Source organism: Gluconobacter sp. OJB (genome assembly GCF_039638275.1).
In the GTDB taxonomy this organism is placed as follows: domain Bacteria; phylum Pseudomonadota; class Alphaproteobacteria; order Acetobacterales; family Acetobacteraceae; genus Gluconobacter; species Gluconobacter cerevisiae.
Window position 1 is genome coordinate 501,743 of sequence record NZ_JBDIWH010000001.1, and the last position, 23,194, is coordinate 524,936.

At 50.6% G+C, this 23,194-nt stretch carries 17 protein-coding genes and 2 pseudogenes; 6 read left to right on the forward strand and 13 right to left on the reverse strand.

What is annotated here, in order from left to right:
• Window positions 1–67 precede the first annotated feature (67 nt).
• On the forward strand, window positions 68–949 hold the full coding sequence (locus ABDK74_RS02360) for an SDR family oxidoreductase (protein WP_346002553.1): 882 nt from the start codon (window positions 68–70) through the stop codon (window positions 947–949).
• 130 nt (window positions 950–1,079) lie between these two features.
• On the opposite strand, the gene ABDK74_RS02365 is transcribed toward ABDK74_RS02360, so the two are convergent.
• From ABDK74_RS02365 to ABDK74_RS02415, 11 genes are all read right to left on the reverse strand, one after another.
• Window positions 1,080–1,934, reverse strand: coding sequence for a TonB family protein (locus ABDK74_RS02365; RefSeq protein ID WP_346002554.1), 855 nt, complete (start codon window positions 1,932–1,934; stop codon window positions 1,080–1,082).
• Entirely contained in the window at window positions 1,931–2,416 is a 486-nt protein-coding gene (exbD, locus tag ABDK74_RS02370; RefSeq protein ID WP_346002555.1) for a TonB system transport protein ExbD, read from the reverse strand. Before exbD ends, ABDK74_RS02365 begins: the two co-directional genes overlap by 4 nt.
• 6 nt (window positions 2,417–2,422) lie before the next feature.
• The gene (exbB, locus tag ABDK74_RS02375; RefSeq protein WP_346002556.1) at window positions 2,423–3,127 is read right to left on the reverse strand and encodes a tonB-system energizer ExbB; all 705 of its coding nucleotides are present in this window, start codon (window positions 3,125–3,127) and stop codon (window positions 2,423–2,425) included.
• A gap of 89 nt (window positions 3,128–3,216) precedes the next feature.
• Window positions 3,217–3,510, reverse strand: a complete 294-nt coding sequence (locus ABDK74_RS02380) for a DUF3325 family protein (RefSeq protein WP_346002557.1) — start codon at window positions 3,508–3,510, stop codon at window positions 3,217–3,219.
• Entirely contained in the window at window positions 3,507–5,108 is a 1,602-nt protein-coding gene (locus ABDK74_RS02385; protein ID WP_346002558.1) for a PepSY-associated TM helix domain-containing protein, read from the reverse strand. The genes ABDK74_RS02380 and ABDK74_RS02385 overlap by 4 nt, the downstream gene beginning before the upstream one ends.
• A 295-nt stretch (window positions 5,109–5,403) precedes the next feature.
• Window positions 5,404–6,087, reverse strand: a complete 684-nt coding sequence (locus ABDK74_RS02390) for a Fe2+-dependent dioxygenase (RefSeq protein WP_346002559.1) — start codon at window positions 6,085–6,087, stop codon at window positions 5,404–5,406.
• A 6-nt stretch (window positions 6,088–6,093) separates the two neighbouring features.
• Window positions 6,094–8,415, reverse strand: coding sequence for a TonB-dependent siderophore receptor (locus ABDK74_RS02395; RefSeq protein ID WP_346002560.1), 2,322 nt, complete (start codon window positions 8,413–8,415; stop codon window positions 6,094–6,096).
• The gene (locus ABDK74_RS02400; protein ID WP_346002561.1) at window positions 8,412–9,431 is read right to left on the reverse strand and encodes a tetratricopeptide repeat protein; all 1,020 of its coding nucleotides are present in this window, start codon (window positions 9,429–9,431) and stop codon (window positions 8,412–8,414) included. Before ABDK74_RS02400 ends, ABDK74_RS02395 begins: the two co-directional genes overlap by 4 nt.
• Window positions 9,432–9,810: 379 nt before the next feature.
• Window positions 9,811–10,617 carry a helix-turn-helix transcriptional regulator gene (locus ABDK74_RS02405; protein ID WP_346002562.1) on the reverse strand — a complete coding sequence of 269 codons (807 nt, stop codon included), beginning with the start codon at window positions 10,615–10,617 and terminating at the stop codon, window positions 9,811–9,813.
• A 505-nt stretch (window positions 10,618–11,122) separates the two neighbouring features.
• A complete protein-coding gene (locus ABDK74_RS02410) occupies window positions 11,123–12,334 on the reverse strand; it encodes an FAD-dependent monooxygenase (protein WP_346002563.1) in 1,212 nt (403 codons plus the stop codon).
• A gap of 373 nt (window positions 12,335–12,707) precedes the next feature.
• Window positions 12,708–13,517, reverse strand: coding sequence for a helix-turn-helix transcriptional regulator (locus tag ABDK74_RS02415; RefSeq protein WP_346002564.1), 810 nt, complete (start codon window positions 13,515–13,517; stop codon window positions 12,708–12,710).
• Between the two features lie 229 nt (window positions 13,518–13,746).
• On the opposite strand from ABDK74_RS02415, the gene ABDK74_RS02420 reads away from it, so the two are divergent.
• The 4 genes and pseudogenes from ABDK74_RS02420 to ABDK74_RS02435 all read left to right on the forward strand — a co-directional run bounded on the left by ABDK74_RS02420 (window position 13,747) and on the right by ABDK74_RS02435 (window position 20,417).
• Window positions 13,747–14,202: a MarR family winged helix-turn-helix transcriptional regulator gene (locus ABDK74_RS02420; RefSeq protein WP_346002565.1), complete on the forward strand. Its 456-nt coding sequence runs from the start codon at window positions 13,747–13,749 to the stop codon at window positions 14,200–14,202.
• 130 nt (window positions 14,203–14,332) lie between these two features.
• Window positions 14,333–15,411, forward strand: a pseudogene (locus tag ABDK74_RS02425) (IS5 family transposase).
• Between the two features lie 570 nt (window positions 15,412–15,981).
• Window positions 15,982–18,372, forward strand: coding sequence for a TonB-dependent receptor domain-containing protein (locus tag ABDK74_RS02430; RefSeq protein ID WP_346002566.1), 2,391 nt, complete (start codon window positions 15,982–15,984; stop codon window positions 18,370–18,372).
• Window positions 18,373–18,401: 29 nt separating this feature from the next.
• The gene (locus ABDK74_RS02435) at window positions 18,402–20,417 is read left to right on the forward strand and encodes a phosphocholine-specific phospholipase C (protein ID WP_346002567.1); all 2,016 of its coding nucleotides are present in this window, start codon (window positions 18,402–18,404) and stop codon (window positions 20,415–20,417) included.
• A gap of 454 nt (window positions 20,418–20,871) precedes the next feature.
• On the opposite strand, the pseudogene ABDK74_RS02440 reads toward ABDK74_RS02435, so the two are convergent.
• Window positions 20,872–21,230: pseudogene (locus ABDK74_RS02440) on the reverse strand (MFS transporter); the annotation flags it as partial.
• Window positions 21,226–21,792, reverse strand: a complete 567-nt coding sequence (locus ABDK74_RS02445; protein ID WP_346002568.1) for a hydrolase — start codon at window positions 21,790–21,792, stop codon at window positions 21,226–21,228. The gene ABDK74_RS02445 and the pseudogene ABDK74_RS02440, both read right to left, overlap by 5 nt.
• 107 nt (window positions 21,793–21,899) lie before the next feature.
• Between ABDK74_RS02445 and ABDK74_RS02450 the strand changes: the two genes are divergently transcribed.
• On the forward strand, window positions 21,900–22,556 hold the full coding sequence (locus ABDK74_RS02450; protein ID WP_346002569.1) for a TetR/AcrR family transcriptional regulator: 657 nt from the start codon (window positions 21,900–21,902) through the stop codon (window positions 22,554–22,556).
• Window positions 22,557–23,194 lie beyond the last annotated feature (638 nt).

Here is a 23,194-nt window from a genome sequence, read left to right on the forward strand (position 1 = left end):
GTGCTTATTGATCACCCCATGAAAAATCACTCTCCAAATTGATACGAACTGAGTAAGGGAAACACTTATGAAAGTATTCATTACCGGCGCAAATGGCTTCATTGGCTCCGCTGTCGTTTCCGAACTTCTTTCCACAGGCCACGAAGTGCTAGGGTTAGCCAGATCCGAGGAAGCGGCCCGTGCCCTTCACGCTGCTGGTGCCGAAGTTCAGCGCGGCTCGCTCGACAATCATGAAAGCCTGCGTATCGGTTCAGGAAAAGCCGATGCTATTATTCATCTTGCTTTCAATCCTGATTTTACGGCCTTTCAGGAATCATGTGAGCTTGACAGGAACGCTATCGAAATAATCGGCGCTTCCCTTTTTGGTACCCAAAAACCGTTACTCGTGCCTAATGGAATAGGCGGATTGGCACCGGGACGGATCGTAACAGAAGACGATAACGTCCCGGCAACCTACAGGCTTCCACGCGTGTCCGAGCAAACAGCATTACGCCTGGCTTCACAAGGCGTAATCGCCTCGGTCATCCGCCTATCGCAGGTGCACAATGTGAACAAACAAGGACTTGTAAGTACTCTGATTGATATCGCACGAGCGACCGGAATATCCGCCTATATAAATGATGGAAGCAATCGGTGGCCCGCTGCGCATGTTTCAGATGTGGCTCACCTCTTCCTGATGACACTGGAAAGCCCCAAAGCCGGAGTAAAATATCATGCGGTTGCCGAAGAAGGCATTGAGATGCGGGCCATTGCCACAACAATCAGTCGCCGTCTTGGGATTCCAGTAAAATCGCTTAATGCCGAGGAGGCGCAAGACCATTTTGGGTCCTTGGCACCCTTCGTGGCTATGGATATGCCCGCATCGTACAATGAGACGATAAAGCGAACAGGTTGGCATCCCACGGGCCCGGCCCTTTTGGTTGATGTCGAGAAGGTTAGCCGATCTTGACGTAGTACGAAGATAGGGTCCGGAATATCACCTTTTTTATCTTAACGAGGATAATGGGTGCTCCTCAAACGTGACGATCTGCTAAGCATGACAGTAGTTCTATTACAAACTGACAGAATAAACGGCAAGTTTAGTCCTGCGATTGATGGATGTAAAACTCGATCGGCACGGTGAGTGTGATCGGATCGCCCACCATCGTGTCGGGCGGGATAGGGAGAGGCTGGGCACGCGTCGGCAATGCCATTGCTTCCTGATCTAACAGCGTACGACCAGAACTTCTGGCAAGCGTGACTGACAGCACATGCCCCCTACGGTCCATAGAGAAAGTTACTATCGGCACGCCTTCCTGATGATCTTCCATGCTATCGGCCGGGTATCGTTTAAACTTCTCCAAACGCTCCAGAAGTGCGCCCTGCCAAGTTGTCCTGTCACGAGAGGGGGATGACGATGACACCCCCGATGCGGGGGTAGCCTGAGTTTGGGCACGTGGTGCATCTGATGATGGCGGCGCTGTAGTGGTTTCCGCAGACAAAACCTTGTCCGGAACCTTTTTTCTTACCGGTGGCGAAGATTTATTTTTCTTCAATATCTTATGGGGCTTTTCCATTTTGGCAACCGGCGCCGGAGGATTGGGGGATGAAGATGGAGGCGCAGTCATCTTTGACGGGTTAACAGCCGCAGGATCGGAAATGGATTGTGTTTGCTGTTTTCCCGGAGGCACGTCGACCGGTGGCATAAGTGTGGAAACCGGCTCCGGGACCATGTCTATAACGATTGCAGCAAGAGGGGGCGCACTTACGGCTTCTGAAGCGGTCGGCAAATGCATTATCCAGCATAAAACACTGCCTGTGGAGGTGATTACGACCAGAAAAGAAATGCTCCATCGCAGCACTTCCTCTCGTCGCGCAAAACACACCTGTCTTTTCTGCCAGCCGACGAACGTGCTGGCCATAGCAGCGTGATTGATCTTAGCGATACGGTTCATGGTCTGCTGGTGCCAAACACCGGAACCATTGCCGGCGATGATGACGTCGTTTCAGATGCGCTACCTTCCCTTTGTTGCTGGAGGTTGACGAGCGCGATTTTGAGATATCCGGCAGAACGAAGCTGATCCATAACCCCCATCAATGTGCCATAATCCAATGTCTTGTCAGCTCGTAGAAATATCCGTTCATCCTTATTGCCTTTAGTTACAATTTGGAGTGCCGATGCCAGATTTCCTTTTATGATATCTTCCTCTCCCAGCACGAGACCATGATCAGCCTTGATAGTCAGAAAGACCGGAATGTCAGGACGTGGAGCTGGTTTTTCAGTTGAAGAAGGCAAATCGACCGGTACATTGACTGTGGTGAGTGGCGCCGTAACCATAAAGATAACCAACAACACGAGCATCACATCAATGAACGGCGTGACATTAATCTCGCTGGCTTCATACGGACTTTCATCTACGTGGCGAATGCGGATCACGATACGTTACTTCGCAATGGCAGCATGTATATCGAACCGTGCGAGCTTCTTCGTCTCAGCCGATAGATCCCGCGACACCTGTCGCATGACCAAAGAGGTCAAATCCGCAACTTGTGCACGACAGGACGCACATTGCCGCATAAGGTGGTTATAAATCACGACTGCTGGAATGGCGGCGACCAGCCCCAACGCAGTAGCCAGTAGCGCCTCGGCAATACCGGGCGCCACTACAGCAAGACTGGCCGCCTTGCTAGCCGCAATCCCAGTAAATGACGTCATAATCCCCCACACAGTACCGAATAGACCGACAAAAGGCGCTGTCGCACCAATTGTGGCCAGTAAGCCGGTTCCCCTCATCAGGCGCCTCCCCTCACCTGCTTCAAGACGCTCCAGATGTAATACGATCCGCTCTTTCAAACCTTCTCGATCCTCAAGAATTCCTTGCGATCGCCTGCGTTCTTCTAAAGCCGCCATAATCAACATGTGGGCGATACTAGGATTTCCACGCGTCCATTCCTCACTCAGGTTGAATGTGTCTGCGTCTTGCAAAGTGTGCTCTGCCTTTTTTAAAGCCGACCGGACACGCACAAACTCCAAGGATTTGGCAATAAAAATCGTCCATGTCAGGAGGCTTGCCGACATGAGTATAAGCATAACTATGCGGACCAATGGGCCTGCAGAGACAAACATTGTCCATAGAGAAACGGACATGAAGCACCTATTCGATTGAAGGTCTGAAGAAAACAAGAAAATCTTGTGAGTACCGAATTCCGAAAACCACCTAGGCATAAACTGTATGTCTAAAAAAAATTCTCGACATCAGGAGGACTGTTTTTTTTCTCGAAGGAGCTCGTTCCACTGAGTAAAGCAACAACAAGAAAAGCCGCAAGTGCAGCAAGGCACAGCCAACCGACAACTCCGTCTGCAATCCCCCACGCGCCGCAAAGATGAACAAAGGAAAAAGTAAGTATTGTTGCGCCTGCTACTCGAAATACGAATATCTTCCGTACCGAACACAGATTTTTGCGATGTCGCTGCATAGTTTTTGCCAGAGCTATAAAACCAACAATTGCCAGCATAAAAGACAACATCATCGCCTCCGGCACTCCGAAACATTTGATTGTGATCCGTATTTTCCTGTCGAATATGGACCGAGCGATTGGACGCGGTAGAAGGCCGCCGCGGCAAATAATATGCCAATAATAAGAAATATTATGTCAAACCAGATGTATAATGTGTCGCCAGTCATCAGATGAGCGAATGTGCCGCGTGGAGCCGTTAGCGCATTCAAAATAGGCAATGCCAGAAAGAGGAATGCCGCGACACTGCATATCTCGAACCATACCCGATGCCGAGACCGGAAAAACGTCCAGACCAAGAGCAGCCCCCAAAAACTGAATTCACAAAGTACCTCAGTCTCTGCACGTGACGCGAGCGATACCGGAAGTAATCTGTTGGCCCAGAAATAGGCTGCCGTCGCAGCAGGATAGCCTGCTATTACTCCGACATTCAGTGTATCCACCAAACGAAATCCTCTCCCGTTATAATCGGGATCTAGCAACTTTCTTCGACGCTTCGTGGTCCAGAGCAGCAAGCCGGTGGCAGTCATACAAGTACCCATGGAACCACACAGAAACAGGATTGCTCGCAGCGCTGGAGAGGCAAATTGTGCCTGATGCAGACCGAAAACCATAAACCCCGCAAAGGCCGCACTGTTTCGTGTCGAGGATGCGTGAACAAGCGCCCCCGTTACGCCGTTGAAAAAGAGACTATCCCCCACGGTGTTCTCGATAGGATTAAACGGTTGGCGCTCAATCTCGATTGTGGCTGAAGTATCCATTGGATTAGTAACGTGGATAAGATGTGCATGCCCGACATGCCATAACAACTCAGATTTTTTCAGGACTGACGAGAGCTGAACTAACGTTGCCGCCTGTCCGGTAGGTAAAGGTGGTGTCCATAGTGCACGCACCTCCGAGGACCATATCTGCGGATGAGCATAGTTCGCAATGATGCCCCAAGGCATTAGGAAAAATGCGCCTATGGTAACACCAGTATAAGTTATCATAATATGAAACGGGAGAGGCAGCACAGCAAAGACGGTATGAGCGTCAAGCCAGGATCCAGCTCCATTTCTAGGGCGGAATGTAAAAAATTGCGCAAAAATCCTGCGATGAATAATAATTCCGGTTGTCAGCGCTACCATGAGCCCGATGCCTACTAACATCACGAGACATAAGCCTAGAAACTGAGGCAGATAATGAAGAGCATAATGAAATTGGAGGAAATAATCGCCCCCTTCAGTTGCTCGGGTCATGACGGGCAGACCGTCGGCAGCAATAAACGCTTGCTGTCCAGCGCGAGAATGTCGGTTATCATCATCCTGTTCTGAAGCTTCACCCGGTTTGTGCTTCAGGCTCCAGCTCACCTGGGCTACCGGATTACGATGATCAGGAAGATTGATTGTCCAACTCGCCGCATCCGGCGCATGGGCCTTCAGAAAGGATTCTGCACCGCTAAGAGATGTCGCAGGATCAAAGCCAGCAGTAATCTCCGGCTTCATCCAGACGGTAATTTCGTTACGGAAATAGGCAATCGACCCATTGAAGAAGATCAGGAAAATAATCCAGCCAGCCGTAACGCCAGTCCAAGTATGCAACCACCTCATGGAAGCTCTGAATGTATCATTCACAGTCGTCCTCCTATCCGGATGGATCCGCACACCGCCAACGCTGAAAGGGCCGTCACAATTCCAATTCCAAACCAACCACGAGCAGGCGATCTCGCGGTAAATACCCAGAGTATTGCCGAAAGATACAAAAGCGGAGCCAGTAGAATAGCGACGGCGGTTGCAGGCGCTTCAGAAATAGGCAGAAGACGTGCAATGAGCATGCTCACAGCAGATGCCACGACATATCCACCAATGAAAGCGGCACAAACACGCGAGGCGACATCGCGATAACGCGATTGCTTACCTTTTTCATGTCTCATAACTCTACCGTACGACGCAGCAGGTTATGGTAGACACCTGTCAGCGCAAGCGTCGCAGTCGTATCGGCCGCCAGACACCGACGGATCTCCATAATATTTCGATCGAGATCATAGAGGAGAGTCCGCAGCCCATCATCTTTCACCATCGACTGAGTCCAGAAAAATGATGCCCAGCGAGTCCCTCGTATGATTGGATTTACACTGTGCAAACTGCTGGCCGGGTAAAGGATCATGTGCCCTGCTGGTAACTTGATCTCATGGACACCGTAAGTGTCTTCGATCACAAGTTCACCCCCGTCATAATCTTCAGGCTCTGTCAGAAAGAGGGTGGAGGATAAGTCAGCACGCATTCTGATACCTGCGCCTGGCACCGCACGGACTGCCCCATCGACATGAGCGTCAAATCTCATGCCCATGTCATAGCGACTGAAGAGAGGTGGCAAGACACGAAATGGCAACGCCGCGCTGTTGAAAGCTGCATTTCGACCAAGTGCGCGCAGAATAATCTCCCCGGCCTGTCGCGCTTCGGGAGAATCTTCGGCCAGTTGAAGATTGTGCTTGGCTCGCGCTGCCATTTCGCCAGCCGTCGTGCGACCGTCGACCATTTCGGTCGCTTTGATTGTAGCGCAGATCGAAGCTACTTCTTCCGACGAGAGTATATGGGGAATCTCTATCAACATGGCAGATCAGAAGTTGAGACCGACAGTCGCGATGACCGTCCGTCCCGCAACTGGGGTGGCATAACCATTCGCGAACGCTGAACTGTATGCCAAAGTGTTGTTAAGATTTTGAACATTAACGGCCGCGTGATAGCGCTTGATGTCATAGGAAATCATAGCATCCGCTGTGACGGCTGCCGGGATACGCAATGACATTGCATTATCAAGATAATATTGAGAACGATAATTGAAGCCACCACCGACGAGAAGGTGACCAGGCATTCCTTGCAGGAAACTCGTAACATCATAGGTCGTCCAGACAGACAACCCATGTCTGGAAACATAAGGCACTCGATTACCTTTTGCCGGACGTGGCGAAAATTGAGTAATCGACGAACTGAGAATGTTGCTATCCATATAGGTATAGGACGCCTGTATATCCCAATGAGGAGTGATCTTACCGGTCGCGCCAAATTCAAACCCTTGGACGCGATCACGATCACCTGTCGCCGATTGGATGCCTGTAATCTGATCAGTATAACGGGCGTTATTTTTTTCGACCCGAAACGCTGCAGCCGTCAGCCCCAGCCGATCGTGCAGAAGGCTGAATTTTGCTCCAACCTCGTAGCTGTAACTGGTTTCAGGCGTGAGAGCCGAGGCGTTACCACCACCTTGAATACCGTTACTGGTACTGAGAGATGTGATGTTGCTTGCTGGTGGCGTAAATGCACGAGAAAAATTGAAATAATACGTCTGGTGCTTTGTGGGCTCCCAGATCAGAGCCGCCTTGGGGCTGGCAAGTTGCGTCGTAGAATGCACGCGCGGTCCCTCCGCAACGCCATCGACGTGATAATGATCCCACCTGACACCCCCCATGATCGAAAGGGTTTTCAGCAACCATACGCGATCGTTAATGAAAGGGCCGACATCCCAACTCGTTGCATTGATACTGCTACCGGAAAGGCCGACTGTCCTGAAACCGGGAGAATTGTTATAAATCGGATGAAGAAGCGTTCCGGCAGGTTCTGGTCCTACAGGCCCATAAAAATTTAAGGATGCATTCTGTGAATAGACATCCACTCCTGAAATAAGCTCATGGCGCAAACCGAAAGTATTAAATTTTGCGATGGCCGTGGTGACGTTTTCGCCGCCATAGCTTGTCTGGGAGTTTCCTCCGACTTGCCAGATCATGTAATGTGTATTCAAATTTCCTCTTGCCGCGTCACGACCGCAAGTGCTGCCAAATCCGTTCAGACACAGAGACGGTGTAAATCGCATGTCACTCGAATAGACGCCAAAACGGCTATCATTGGTGATTGTCAGCCAATTATTGATTTTTCCCGTGTAAAGAAGACTTATGATATCAGCATCCTGACGTGCATGGTCACTTTCACGCCCATAATAATTGGAGCGCGGGACGCCATATTCCGTTACTGGCTCAGTTGGCGCAGCAGGGTTCCCTGTGCTGGGCATAGGAACACCAAAATCGGGCCGACGATTGCTGTATTGATGAAGATAGTTGAGGGTCACAGAATGATCAGTTCCAAGCCCAAAGCCTAATGATGCGAGAACGCCCCAGCGATTGCTGTAAACATGGTCACGATCAACAATATCCTGACCATGCAGCATACCAGCGACGCGGAAAGCTGTGGTCTTGCCAACCTGTTTGTTGATGTCGAGCACACCACGTCCGTAAGGACCGGAGCCACCTGATATATCTGCAGTATTTTTATCGCCCAGATGTGCTTTTTTACTCTCAAGTTCAATAACGCCTCCCGAAGAACCGTTACCAAAACTCTGTGAGGAGGGCCCCTTCAGAACTTCGACATTCTCGGTTGCGAAGTCATCACGGACATACGATCCAAAATCACGCAAACCATCGACATACATATCCCCTGACGCATCGAACCCGCGAATACGAAACTGATCGCCGTTTATACCTCCGTTGCCTTCGCCTGTAGCGACGGTAACACCCGGCACATATTGCAGCACCTGATCGAGTGTCGTCGCCTGCTGCTGCTCGATCATGATATGCGGGATAACGGTAATTGTCTGCGGCGTGCTTTGTAGCGTGTCCGGCATACGGCTTATGCCCGTAGTCGCTTGCAGTTCGTTAGTGGTTTGACTCGCTTGGCCACCCACCTTGACCGCAGGCAACAGAATTACTGAAGCGGATCCATTTGTATGTTCATCCGTATGCGTTGCAGCATCACCAGCCGCTGGTTGCGGCGCTGGAAGCATGTCTTGCGCATCAGCTTCATCAGCTACAATGAAGAACAAACCGCCTGCGAGACTGGCAGAAGTTGCCAGACCAGAGACTAGAGGGCGGAGCGACTTGATCGAGCTCATAACGTAGCTTTCAATAGAATTAAATGTGACATTTTTCGGGAAAACGTGCCTAGAGCATCTGAAAGACGATTTAGGGTGCAATATCCATCGCGGTGTCTAACGTGGACTTTGGCTTGGGCGTGCCCCAGACTTGCTGCCTGTCTGATGAACCGCATGCCTGCTTTGGTATCCGAAGTTCCGGCGACACCATTATCGAGCGCCAGTCCATAAGCCCAAAGATCTTCAATCGCCCCACTCTCAGCACAGAATGCAAGCGCATTGAGTCCATGCTGACGCACGGATAATTCGGTCCGCCCCAGCAATAACGGCGCAATTCGTCTACGAAACCCATTATCGCTGATCGCTACAGCGCTCGCCAGCCATCGTTCAGCTTCTTGCTGCTCACCACAAGCCAACAAAATAGTCGCCAGATTATATTGCGCCCAATGATCCCCAAGGTTGGCTGCCTTCAGATACCAAAAAGCAGCTTGCTTAGGATCAGTCTTTCCTGCCCATCCCTCTTCCAGAAAACGTGCGAGGGAATTCATGGCCTTAAGTCTGGCTTTTCCCGTTCCCTGTTCGGCAACTTTTTTAAACAGTTCGAAGCATCTCTGATGATCGGCGGCTTTTCCCGAACGCATCAACATCTGCGCCAGATTGACCTGTCCCCACAGATGGCCTGCATATGCTGCATCTGCGAAATATTCAGTTGCCCGTCGAGCATTGGGAGCGATACCCCATCCCTGTTCGTAGCACCGACCAACCATGTTCTTTGCTTCGATATCACCGCCATTAGCAGCCTTCACGAACCAACCAAAGGCTGCCGCTGCATCACGCGACACACCGCGGCCTTCCAGAAGCATTTGCCCCCAGACGATCTGGGCCGGCGCCATACCTGCTTTGGCTGCAGTTTCGATCCAGCGTGCCGCATCACCTAAATTACGGCTGAGCATATCCCGCAATTCGCCAGACGTGACGCGTACAGGTTTGATATGAACCACAAAACATGATTGAAAACTGGAAAGGCTGACACTCATTTTGCGTCCAGGCTCAGAGCGTCTCTGTCGGCATCTAAGACACACCATTCAACATGTATCTTCATAAGAATTCTGCCTTTCAACACATTTATATGCGACTGATTCGCATTAGAAATATGTTGCCGGACTAAAAAGTGAAATGCTGAAATCTCGCCAATTTGTTGTTCAATCACGCACGCCACAGCTACCACAAAGCTTTCGGCAACAAATTTTTAAGGAGTGAGAATGATTAATTCAATGTATTAATGAAAATTATTTCATATAATAATATTGATAAGAAAATATATTATATTCAATTTTCTTATTAAAATAAATATCAATAAGATTAATAATTATATTTTATGAAAATAAATATTTACAAAAAATAAATTATTATTTTCTAATTTTTAATACGTCCTGCTATATACTTTGTAGGTGAAACGCCCAGTGCTTTACGGAACATCGTGGTAAAGTTGCCGACATTCTCATAACCAAGATCACAAGCAATCTGCTTTACTGATACGCCGTTCGCCAACCATTGTACCGATAGTAAGATACTCAATCGCTGGCGCCATTTTCCAAAACTCATCCCTGTTTCGGTGGCTATCAACCGTTCCAAGGAACGAACACTTAATCCGACGCGCTTTGCCCAGAATTCAAGAGTCCCTCTATGAGAAGGATTGGCCACTAGGTCATGAAAGATAGACCGAAGCTTTGGATCAATCGGCATCGGCAAATGGAGATTTCCAACGGGAGCATTGGAAATCTCGTGAAGAAGTAAAGATGCAATATTTGATTCCAGTTCTTGCTCATGATTTTCCAGAGAAAAATATGCGCTTCTAATAATCAATTCACGCAGCAGCGACGTCACGTCGATAGTGCAGCTTAGAATAGGGAGCTTTGCGGCAGCATGAGGGGGAATAAATGTCGTATAACTCTCAATGTTACCTGACGCCCTGACCCGATGTGTTACGCCAGCAGGAACCCAAAGCGCACTTTGCGGAGGTACAATCCAGATACCTCCGTCAACTTCACAACGAAAAGTACCCGAAAGACATAGGAGAAGCTCCGCTTTAAGGTGGGAATGATGATCAAGCTCCAATTCTAGGGCGACCATCTTTACACCAACAGTCGCGATATCTTGAGATGTTGAATTCACGCCTGTCATAACATCGGCAAGATCAGCCCAGTCTCGTAGGAATGGCATAGACAACGTCCCTCAGGATTATGAAAAACTAATACCGAACTAGCATAACGAATTATTTGCATCGATATTTTTAATGATTAATTTCGGATATTTAATGTTTGTAAATAGAAACAATCTCATAATACCGTTACATAGCTTAGTAAGTAACTAAGGCTTTTGAAGACAATTAATAACAAATATTAATCTTAGATCTATGATTATTACATTTGTATCAGTATTTCGATTAATCTATTTGCACATCAAACGATGTTATTCGCAGTTGTTAATCCCTTTCGTAAATGGTCCTCTGGAAATATAGAATTTCCACCAAGATTAGTTACATACACATTTGCGATGGTCACATCGTAAAAAATAATCTATCAATCAGGATATTGGAAAGTATTACCATAGAATACAATTACGCCTACGCAAAAATATCTAAAATCAGATAATAAAATATGAATGTAATTCGAATATATTACATTAATGATATTTTTTATTCATACTTATCTGTAAAATTAGAATTTTATTCTTTTTTATAATCAGGAAAAACAAAATCATCTGTAATCTTTTTTTTGCTTCTAGCAGCATTGCCTCTTAAAAGAAACTGCATCTGGCGACTTGCGCAGAAACGCAAGATAGACCGCAATATCCACTGCCCTGGGGCGGATTGAGGGTGCATCATACGGATAATACGCGGACTCAGCTTGGCCTGTGATTTCTCGACATAGGGGCGTAAAAGTGCCTCATAGGTATCAAATGCTTGAGTATGGCTCATACTCTGCCTGATTTCACTAGCCAGAAGGTATGCCCCGACAAGCGATAGAGCTGTTCCTTCACCCGTGAATGGGGTCGGGCAATAGGCCGCATCACCTAACATCACAAACCGCCCTTTCGACCAGCGTGACGCTTTTACCTGCATCATCTGACCAAAGTAGAAATCATTTACCTGTCCAAGATCGCCTCTCACACGATCCGCTATTATGCCGCGTCCCTTCAATGCCTCCTGCAACATGGATATCCGCACAGTGTCTTGATTTTTCCAAATATTCTTATCTGGCTTTTTACTCAGGAAAGTCATGAGGACCGTGGTCATCTGGTTATCACCAGGTCGTAGGGTGATTGTCGTTCCTTGGTTCGGCACAATCGATTGAGCCCAGCAATCATCCCCTGACTGCTTAGGAATTTTGAAAAAAGCCATGTATGCCCCAAGATAACGAAAGCGCGTTTCCGTAGAGAGAACCATTTTGCGGCTGGAAGAGCCAACTCCCTCTGCGCAGATCACAAATTCGAAATCCTCGATCGTTCCATCGTTAAATTTAACAGAAATATAACCTGCTTTTTCATCCAAGGCTGTAACATAGCTTCCAAAGCGATAATCACATTTATCCTTCACAGCCTCGTAAAGGATAAGTGAAAAATTACCACGCAATATTTCGAAATCAGCGGTCAACCCACCAAAGGCTCCTTTGGGGTAGGTTGCAGCGATATACCCATCAGGGTCAAAAAACTTTACGCCGCATTCTCCTGTATTTTGATCCTCAACAGCCTCCTTCAAACCCATCATTTTGATGATTTGTTGTCCAGCACCCTTAATATCAACATTCTGACCGCCCTCTCGAAGTTCTTTCGATTTCTCTACAATAACTACTGAATAACCGTATTTATGCAGCCAATAGGCACAAACAGGGCCGGCGACACCACCTCCACAGATTAGGATTTTCCTACTAATTTTCATGCATCCTCGCGAAAGCTAATGACCTGCTTGGGTAACAATATACTGGCTACAGCCAGGAAATTTCCAAAACAGGATCCACGTGAATTAACAGGATAAACGTAACCGGTATGATCGGGATGGGCCGTTCCCGCCACTTAGTTTTGCAATACCGCCAATCTCTTCTTCTGCCTTCAATCTAGATCCTGAGCGAAAAAGCACGAGGCATAATTCTTCTGTCTTTTGCTCACAACCTGCAGATGCATCGCCGCAGTATTCCGACAAATCCGTGAATGTTTCCATTTTTCTTAATTGTATAATCCAAAGAACTAAAATTCATTCGTGTTTACATATGCGAATTATTTATCAATTAGATGTTCGCCACAATTTTTCTCAATTACCTCGATATCTTCGGAGAACGAGATGCCAGATATTTCGCCGGGGACTTGCCAAGCACTTTCCGAAACATAGTAATAAACGCGCTTGTACTTTCATAACCAAGATCAAAAGCCACGCTCTGCACTGCTTCTCCTGCGCCGAGCCTTTTCAGGGCAATAATAATATGACATTGTTGACGCCATCGCCCAAAACTCATCCCCATGTCACGTTGGATTAGGCGGAATAGCGTTCGTTCACTCACAGCTATTCGACGTGCCCAATCACTAATCGTAGCCCGATCAGCCGGGTTTTTTACAAAAGCATCAGCTATTTTTCGAAGCCTTGGATCGTTTGGTAAAGGAAGATGTAGGCTCTCCACCGGTGCTATCGTTAGTTGATCTAACATCGTTTGCGTAAGCCGCCCTTCCGCTCCTTCACAGTCATAAAGCACAGGGAGATTGGCGACCGCCAAAATCAGTTCGCGCAGCAGAGGTGATATTGATATCGTGCAGCACTCTTTTGGCATGCCCCTCGCCATATCCGGCTGCAAAAACAGAATAGAGAGAGTGACGACTCCAACGCCGCGCACGCGATGCTCCATTCCACCCGGGATCCATAGTGCGCACTGCGGGGGCACCATCCACATCCCCTTTGCAACCTCACAAATCACAAGTCCCCGCAGCGTTAGAATCAACTGTGTTTTGAGATGCGAATGTCGTGGCTGCTCAAAACTGTCGAATTCCATTTCACTACCAACGGCAAATACTGGTCGCGGAACTTCTTGTGGGTACAAAAATATATCATGATATACTGACAATACACGTCCCATCTTTGTCTATTTTTTTAGATTAATTTTATAAAACAAAAAATATTTCAATAACATTTTATATAACATAAATATATTGCGATTATTGTTGCGATAATTCAAAAATCTCTAATGCTCAAATCCTGCTTTACATGCTATAAATTAATTATGCCCGAAAGGCTCCATATGATTCATATTCATAATAAACTATCCAGCTTACAAAAATCTTCTATAACAGGTTAAATTACATACCATGACTGATGACGATAAGCAGAAACTTTATTTACTCGCTGATTTAATTCATGCGATCAGTCGGCAACTTACGACCCCAACAAACCTCAAACCCGCTACCTGCACTTCAGTCGAAATTCTGGTTATGCGGTATATTAGACAGAACCCAGGTGCATCCGCGCGGGATGCGGCCAAGGCAACGCTTTTACCGTCAAGCAATTTCAGTCGAATATTGCGAGGATTAACGGAGAAAGGCCTACTTCGGCAGGAAAAAGATACTCGCGATGCACGAGGGAAAAAACTCTATCTGACCGATGTTGCAAAGACTAATTTCAGTCGGATGCGAGAAGCATGGAGCAAGGATCTAGAAGGACTGATCGAGAACTCCGATCAAATCGATCTCGTAAATACAACGCTTAAAAATATTGAAACTAAGCTTCTAGCGCGACGACGAACTGATAATTCAGCCAGCGCGTGAGGCTAGGCTCCGCACTCATGACCAGAAGATAACGTTTGCTGCAAGACAGATGGAGGGTTCGAAAAACCCTCTGGTTTTGAGGGTTCCTCTGTGATTCCATTTCCTCTTAGTTGATTGGGGATGATGGAAGATGAAGCAGGCTTGTTTCTTTGATGTCGAAGAGCGGCTTGCTCGATTGAGCAGGCTCGGTGATCAGCTCGAAGCGTTTTACCGGACTGTGGATTTTGCAGCGTTCCGTCCTGATCTGGAAAAGGCCCTGGCGTATTTCGATGGAAGCAATGGCGGGCGACCGCCTTTTGATGCGGTGCTGATGTTCAAGATTTTGGTGATCCAGACGTTGAACAACCTGTCTGATGAACGGACAGAGTATCTGATCAACGACCGCCTCTCCTTCATGCGCTTCTTGGGTCTGGGGCTTTCAGATCGGGTGCCGGATGCCAAACACTCTGGCTGTTCCGCGAGCGTCTGACACAGGCGGGTGCGATCGATGGGCTGTTCAACCGCTTTGACGCAATCCTGCGCAGCGCCGGGTATTTGTCTATGTCCGGCCAGATCCTGGACACCACACTGGTGGCTGCGCCAAAGCAGCGCAATACGAACGCTGAGAAAGTCGATCTTCGGAAGGGACGGATCCCACAGGAATGGCAGGACAAACCGGCAAAGCTGTCGCACAAGGATCGTCATGCGCGCTGGATGCTGAAGTTCACGAAGGCGGAGCGACAGGATGATGGAACGATCCCCGCAACGAACCTCGCCATCCCGTTCTTTGGCTACAAGTCGCACATCTCCATCGACCGGAAGTTCCGGTTCATCCGCAAATGGGAAATGACGCATGCCGCCGCCAGTGATGGCGCCAAGCTGCGCGAGGACCTGCTGGATAAAACCAATACGGCCTCAACGGTTTGGGCTGACACGGCGTATCGCTCAAAAACCAATGAAGACTTCATGGAAAAGCACGGCTTTGTCTCAAAGGTTCACAGAAAAAAGCCGCATCTCAAACCTATGTCCCGGCATCTCCAGCGATCCAATGCAGGGAAGTTAGTGATCCGATCCCGCGTCGAGCATGTCTTTGCTGATCAGAAATCACAGACGGGATTGTTCATCCGAACTGTCGGCATCACCTGGGCCACTATGAGGATCGGACTGGCCAATATCGTCTACAACATGCGCCGTTTCCTCTTCCTGGAGCGGATCAGCGCGAGCGCGTAGTCATCCAGAGGGGGCAGTCCCCAATCTGCTCAAAACACAGATCAACAGAGACCCAAAGAACCGTCAATCAGAACGCCCAAAATCATAATCAAAGTACATCAACCAACGGTTCTTCGATCCCTCCACCTGTGTCCATAAGGCTATTATTAACGGACATAGTGTGTCTTTTCCATCTGACCACGAAATTTGTCGAAATCCTTTATTGAAGAAAATGATACTCTGGCGAGGCGCTGCAGCCGAAAGTGTCACCTTAGTCAGTTTAGCTGCATCAACAGGACCGTCTCGCAGGCGGCGAACCGCGCTCTATCATGCAGAACCAGCCACCAGAATAACGTCTGATAATCGGAAACGCTCGCAGTGATATCCGCTCTTTTTCACCCGCGTTTGAGGCGGAACTATACTCAAAATTGAAAAACGAAAACCTATTCTGAAAAATTATTTATTTATCCATCATATTTATGAAACATATTTGTCATGAAATTATTACACGACATTACAGATACGCAAACATAATGTTCGCCGCGTTATCACCGTCCAGATTTTATCTTCTTGATGTCGGGAAAACGCGAAATGAAAAAGAATGGTGTCCTGCTCACCACCTGTCTGAGTTCGTTGGTCTTCTACAGTGCCCATGCAGCTCCAGTTCCTACAAAAACATCCACTTCCGGAGACACTTCCCAGCACAGGACACCGCAGACGGCCCCGAAGAAACCTGTTGCAAAAAAGAACGTAATCCCTGACGCGACCATTTCCAGCAAATCAGAATCCATCGTCGTTCTCGGCTCCGGCGCCTCGCGCGAAACCCAGACGCTCTCCCATCTGGCGCTACAGGAAGTCGCTCCCGGCACCAGCCCTCTGAAGACGCTCTCGAAACTCCCCGGCGTCATGTTCACGTCTTCAGATCCGCTGGGGTCTTACGAATGGTCACAGCAGATCATCATCCGTGGCTTCGACCAGAGCCGTCTGGGCTTCACGATGGATGGAATTCCGCTCGGCAATCTCGCCTATGGCAACGATAACGGCCTGTCGATCGGCCGCGCCCTGCAAACCGAAAACAACGGTCCTGCAACGCTCGCCCAGGGGGCAGGATCAGTCGGCGTTGCCGCCTCGAACGATCTCGGTGGTGCTCTTGAATTCACGTCCATCGATCCCACCACGAAATATGGTGTGGACGTTGCCGGAACGGTCGGGTCCTACGGCACTTGGCGCACATTCGCCCGCGTCAATTCCGGCACGCTGCCGGGCGGCGGACGGCTTTACGTCTCTTATGATTATCAGGATGCCAACAAGTGGAAAGGCGACGGCATCCAGCAGCAGCAGCAGGCAAATGCCAAGTTCATCCAGCCGCTTGGTGAGAAGGTCAAACTGACCCTGTTCGGCGATTACAGCCAGCGCGCGGAAAATGATTATCAGGATCTGTCCCTGCAACTGATTCACACCCGCGGCTACAACGTCGATAACGTCACCAACGACTACGGACTGGCCAAGCAGATCGCCCGGGCCTACCAGAACGGCACGCCCTTCCCGCAGGGTATCACCAATCAGGATCAGTCCTATTACAACTCCGCTGGCCTGCGAAAGGACGCACTGGGCTATGGACGTCTGGACTTCGACATCACCAGCCGCCTCAAGGGCTACGCCACGGTCTACGGCCATACCAATACCGGCGAAGGCATTTACGCCACACCCTACGAACCCACGCCTGACTCACTCGGCGGCTCACCCCTTTCGGTGCGAACCACCGAATATGACATCCACCGCGAAGGTTTTATCGGCGGCCTGACCTACAAGATCGCCCATCATACGATCGACGGTGGATTCTGGTTCGAAAACAACGACTTCGAACAGGCACGCCGCTTTTATCCGCTTAGCGAAAGCGGCTATACAGGCAGTTCAGTCCACTGGTTCCGCAACAATCCGTTCGCCACGCAGTGGCAGAGCGCATTCAATACCAAGACGTATCAGTTCCATCTTCAGGACACCTGGCAGATCACTCCGGCCTTCAAGCTAAATTATGGCTTCAAGTCGCTGGTCGTCGACAACCACGCCCGCCAGCTCGAAGGTAACTACATGGGCACCCCGACGACCAACACCTATGCCGGAGGCTCCATTACATCCGCCAATGGCTTCCTGCCGCAGCTTGGCGGCAATTACCGGATCAATCGCCACAACGAAATCTTTGCCGATTTTGCCCGCAACATGGCCGCCTTTGACAATTCCACAACCGGCGCCACCAGCCCCTTCGCCATGACGACCGCAGCCTACGCGGCGGCCAAGAATTCGCTGCATCCTGAAATGTCCTACAGCGAAGAAATCGGCTACCGCTATCACGATCACCGCATTCAGGCGTCCCTGACCGGCTATTACATCGAGTTCGAAAACCGCCTCGCCTCCATCTCGCCCGTATCCAGTGGAACGAACGTTCAGGGTTACGCCAGCATCCTGAGCAATGTCGGCGGCGTCACGGCACGCGGCATCGACGCCGCATTCAATTACCATTTCACTGATAACTGGTCGATTTACGCCTCCTACGCCTATAACCAGTCCACCTATGACGACAACCTGACGACAGGCGGCGTGACATACGCCACCAAGGGCAAAAGCGTTGTCGCCATGCCGCGCAATCTGGCTAACGTACAGCTCAGCTACGACGACGGCTCGATCTGGGGCAATGTCGGCATGCAGTATCAGGGTCGCAGAACCTACACCTACACGAACGACCAGTGGATCAAGCCGAACGACATCTTCAACCTGAATGTCGGCTATCGCTTCCACAGCCATAACTGGGTGCTGCACGGTCTGGACGCCCAGATCAACGTCACCAACCTGTTCGACAAACGCTATGTCGCCACCGTCGGCAGCACCGGCTTTGCCGTTAGTGATCCGTCCGGCAGCCTCCAGACCCTTCAGGCGGGTGCTCCCCGCATGGTGTTCTTCACCCTGCGCAAGCACTTCTTCTGATCGCTGACCTTTTCACGGATGACGCCCTGATGCCACGTTCCCCCAACCGTCGACAATTTCTCCGGTTCGGCTCCGCCACCGCGGCGGCAGCCCTCCTGCCGGAGAACCTGAAGCGTGCCCTCGCCATCGCGCCGCATACCGTCACAGGCACGATTCAGGACGTGGAACATGTCGTCATCCTGATGCAGGAAAACCGGTCTTTCGACCACTATTTCGGCTGTCTTCAGGGAGTTCGCGGCTACGCAGACCCCCGCGCCGAACGCCTGCCGGATGGCAGCAGCGTCTTTGCCCAGCCGGACGGAAAGGGAGGCACAGTCCTCCCGTTCCTGTTCAACACGGCCCACACCTCCAGCGCCTGCCTCGCCAGTCTCGACCATAGCTGGAAAGGCACCCAGGCCGCATGGAACGACTGGAACACATGGATCTCCCACAAGGGGCCCATGACCATGGGTCATTTCACACGCTCTGAAATTCCCTATTACTACGCCCTCGCTGATGCTTTTACGATCTGTGACGCCTATCACGCCTCCATTTTCGGCCCAACAAATCCCAACCGTCTCTTCCTGTTTTCCGGAACGAGCGGTCTGGCCGTTGGCCATTCCGGCAAACAGGCCGTCGAGAACGTGGATGACGGGAACTGGTCGGCCGACATGACCCATGACCATCCCGATTTCACACCGTTCCGATGGGAGACTTATCCGGAAAGACTTCAGGACGCGGGCGTCTCTTGGCGCGTTTATCAGGAATACGACAATTTCGGCGATAACCCCCTCGCCTCCTTTGCACAGTTCCGCAACCTCGATCCGGCATCCTGGCAGTATCGCCGCGCACGACAGATCGTGCCCGGCTCCACTGAAGCCGATATGCACACGACCGAAGGCCGTTATCTCGTCGCTGAATTCGAACGCGACATCTCGGAAGGACGCCTACCGCAGGTCTCCTGGATCGTTCCGCCCACAGCCCTGAGCGAACACCCCAACGCCCCGCCCGGCTACGGCGAACATCTTATTTCCCAGCTCATGGACGTTTTCGTCCGCCATCCGGACGTTTGGTCACGCACCGTCTTCATTCTCAATTACGATGAAAATGACGGGTTTTTCGACCACGTCCCCGCCCCGGTCCCTGCACTGACACCAGAACAGGGCGGCGGGACGGTCTCAACACAGGGAGAGTCCTATCACGATGTTCCAGTCGGATTGGGCCCGCGCGTCCCAGCCATCATCGTCTCGCCCTGGACAAAGGGCGGCTGGGTCAATTCGCAGGTGTTCGACCACACCTCCGTTCTACGATTTCTCGAAGTACGCTTCGGCGTCAAATGCCCGAACATCACGCCGTGGCGCCGCAGCGTGTGCGGTGATCTGACATCCGTGTTCGACTTCGCACAGACAGACCGAACATGGACCGCGAGCCTCCCGAACACAGACGACTACCTCCCCGAAACGCGTCGCTCCTGCCAGCTTCCGCACCCTGCCGTCCCAACGGTTCAGAAACTGCCTCGGCAGGAAGCAGGTCAACGCCCTGCACGCGCCCTGCCCTATCATTTACAGGCAGATTTCCTCGCACCCGAAACACTCAGGCTAACCAATACGGGTACACAGGGCGCCGTCTTCCGCGTTCGTACCCACGGCACCACACGGCATTATACCCTCGACGCCCGCTCAAGCCTCTCCCTTCCGGTACGTTCCTCCGATCAGAACGCCATCACAGTCCATGGTCCCAATGGCTTCTATCGCTCCCTGAGCGGAGAGACGCTACCCGAAACCACACTCCAGCATGATCCGCAACATGATGTCCTGCTCCTGTCACTTCGCAACACAACGCCCAATCTCCAGACCTTCCACATCACGGAAAAACACAGCCATAACGAGCGTACGATTTCCCTGCCACACGGCGAAACCCTGACAACCTCATTGGCCATTGCCCCGGCTTCATACTGGTACGATCTGAACATCCGCTCGGCCGAACGGCCTCACACAGTACTGCAACTGGCAGGGCACATCGAAACCGGACGACCAAGCCTGACAGAACCTCAATCGGAATCATAACCCCAGTTCATCAAGATCCTCCGGCTCTGTTGCAAAATTTGCGCTCATGCCTACAGGTTCCACTATAAGAAATTACCTTTCTCGTACGTTAAGACCGGACGAATAGGGAAATATTGCCAATTTTAAACTCAGGTCTCATAGGAAGAAGACAGTCAGGCATCTGTCGTAGCAAGTTGCGAGCCGCCGCCACTACTTGAACCTTCCGAACCTGATCTTGATGCGATTGCTGCGTTTGTGTTTCTGCCTATCGTATTTGACGGGTTTTCAGGAGGACCTCAGTTCTAGAATGGAAAGTTTTACGCTTTTCTCTTCCAAATCGTCCATGAACCATGTCGCCGCCATAACGCCGGTCTCCCAGTATCAATTGTGCAGAATGATTTCAAAGCGCGTGGCGTAGGCCAAGCTTGTCTGAGTGGCTTTTATTCTCTTAGGCGAGCATCAATGTCCGACAGGTTCAGGCCAGTTCGAACTGGCGCTTCTTTTCAGAGGGCTTGATGAAGCGCGTGGCAAGCAACAGAGTGCCGTGACATAAAGCAAGCAATCCAAATGTCTCGCCATAAGCGTCTGAGGCGACATGGGACGGGCCGATTGTCGTAAGCCGCCGCCACGCAACAACAATGCTATGGTCAGCAGGGCGACGTTCAGGTCGCCATAGGCGAGCACCACCAAAATCACTGTGCCGACCAACGACAAAAGAGCCCCGCAACCGGTCAGACCGCGCGCGTCAAACCGGTCAATCAGACGTCCAATGAGCGGATAGACGCACATCATCCCCAAACCCAAAGGCACCGTGAAAAGCCCGGCCCGTTTAGGCCTCCAGCGCAATCGCCTCACTCGTCGTCACGCGCCCAAGAAGGGGGAAAATCTCCTCGCAGGCAAAGCGTTGCATCTCGTTCGTGAATGTAGACATGACATCCGTGGCAAGCACGACGTTGTATCCATGCTCGTGCGCCGCTCTGGCAGTCGATTCCACGCCCAGATTGGTGGCGATTCCGCCGAGCACGATGGTCGTGATACCACGTCGCCGTAATTGAAGATCGAGATCCGTGCCGTAGAAGGCACCCCATTGTCGTTTCGTGACACGCAGATCGGTCGGTTCGGCAAGCCCCTCGACCAATTCCGCCCAGTCCGCCGCGAAGCCTCCGGGCGGAGAAAAGGAATGATCGACAACCGCATGCACGGCATCGGCGAAATCTGGCGCGAACGCTACATTCACCAGAATGACCGGAGCCCCAGCAGCCCGGAAACGCGTTGCGAGTTCTATCGATTTCTTGACAATCTCAGCACCCGGTGTCGGAGCCAAAGGAAGCCCTGTAATGCCCTTCTGGAGATCAATCAGAACGAGGGCCGTTCTGCTGGCTGGAAGCGAAATCATGGCAAAGCCTTCCTATCGGCGTTAGAACCGCCATCCCGAACCGTTGTCGGGAACATGCGAAACGTGAATAAGTTGAGCATACACTCAAGCAGGAGCATTATTTGAGGATGAACTCAAATTCGTCAAGAGGTAAACGGACGTCTCTTCAGCCCATGCGCGCGGCTGGGCGTCAGCGCGTCGAGGAATTACTGGAGGCCGCGTCCGACCTCATGGCGGAACGAGGGTACAAGGCGACGACCATGGCAGAGATTGCCGCGCTCGCCGGGGCGAAGATTGGCTCGCTCTATCGGTTCTTTCCAAACAAAGAGGCGGTGGCGGACGCTTTGGTGCAGCGGCATATCGTCGTTCTGGAAGACGAATACGCGGCACTTGCCAAACGTGCCGCTACGCTGTCCCCGAACGCTCTGGCGGACGTTCTGATCGAGCTGCTTGTCACGCTTCATCCCCGTGTGAAATCCCTCTCCGCACTGATGGAGGCGCAGACTGACAAGATGGAGATCCGTGATCTTGCGCGAGGACATGCCATAGCCGGAATTGCGGCAGCGTTGCGTGTCTGTGCACCAGGATTAAATGAGACACTCGCGAAAGACATCGCAGCAGTCGTTTTGAATACCATGAAAGTCTTGCGTGGCATGCTCGCGCAAGACTCGCCCACTACGCCAGGCGCGCCTGACGAATTGCGGCGGATGCACCGTCTTTACCTAGCGGACCGGCTGGAGCCGTTTCGGCATGCTCCAAACAGCATAACGGACGCAGAGCCATAATTTCGTGGATTGAGGTAGTGTTCGACACACGATCTGAGAACCTTGGGGCCGTACCCGGAGAGCGAGATGCCGTGGGAGCTTGCGCCTAAACCCCGGTCAAGAGCAAGCGCCCCATAATTTCGGAAACTGGACATCATTCGTGATTTGAGTACTAGCCAGTACAGAGGATGACAGCGTCTTTCCTTTATAGCTGATGTCCCTGTATATCATGTTCTACATAGACTATTATAGCGAGCCAAAAAGCGCGTTCTGTAGGATATTTTCCCGTTTCTTCCTCGCGTCGAAAATCGTACAAAATCGCTGCATCAGTCCAGCGTGCCAGTGTTAAATCATCCCATGTCAACCAGATTCGAGCATTATCAAGGAGGTGTCTTCTGTAAGGGCTATAATGCCTGCAAAACGAGGCAAGACATTCAAGAAGATTATCTCCCTCCGTATCCCAATCTTGGCCTAATATACCAATTCCAAGATGCCATACTCCCGGGTAATTATCGTGAATTTTTTTACTGATCAACGAATACTCGGAAGCTGAACCCGCTTCAGTCATTATAGTCGTCTTTCTTTAAAAAGATTATCATTTTTTTACCTACCCGTTGCTCAGAATAGGATTAAATGACAATCATACCAATATTACTTGG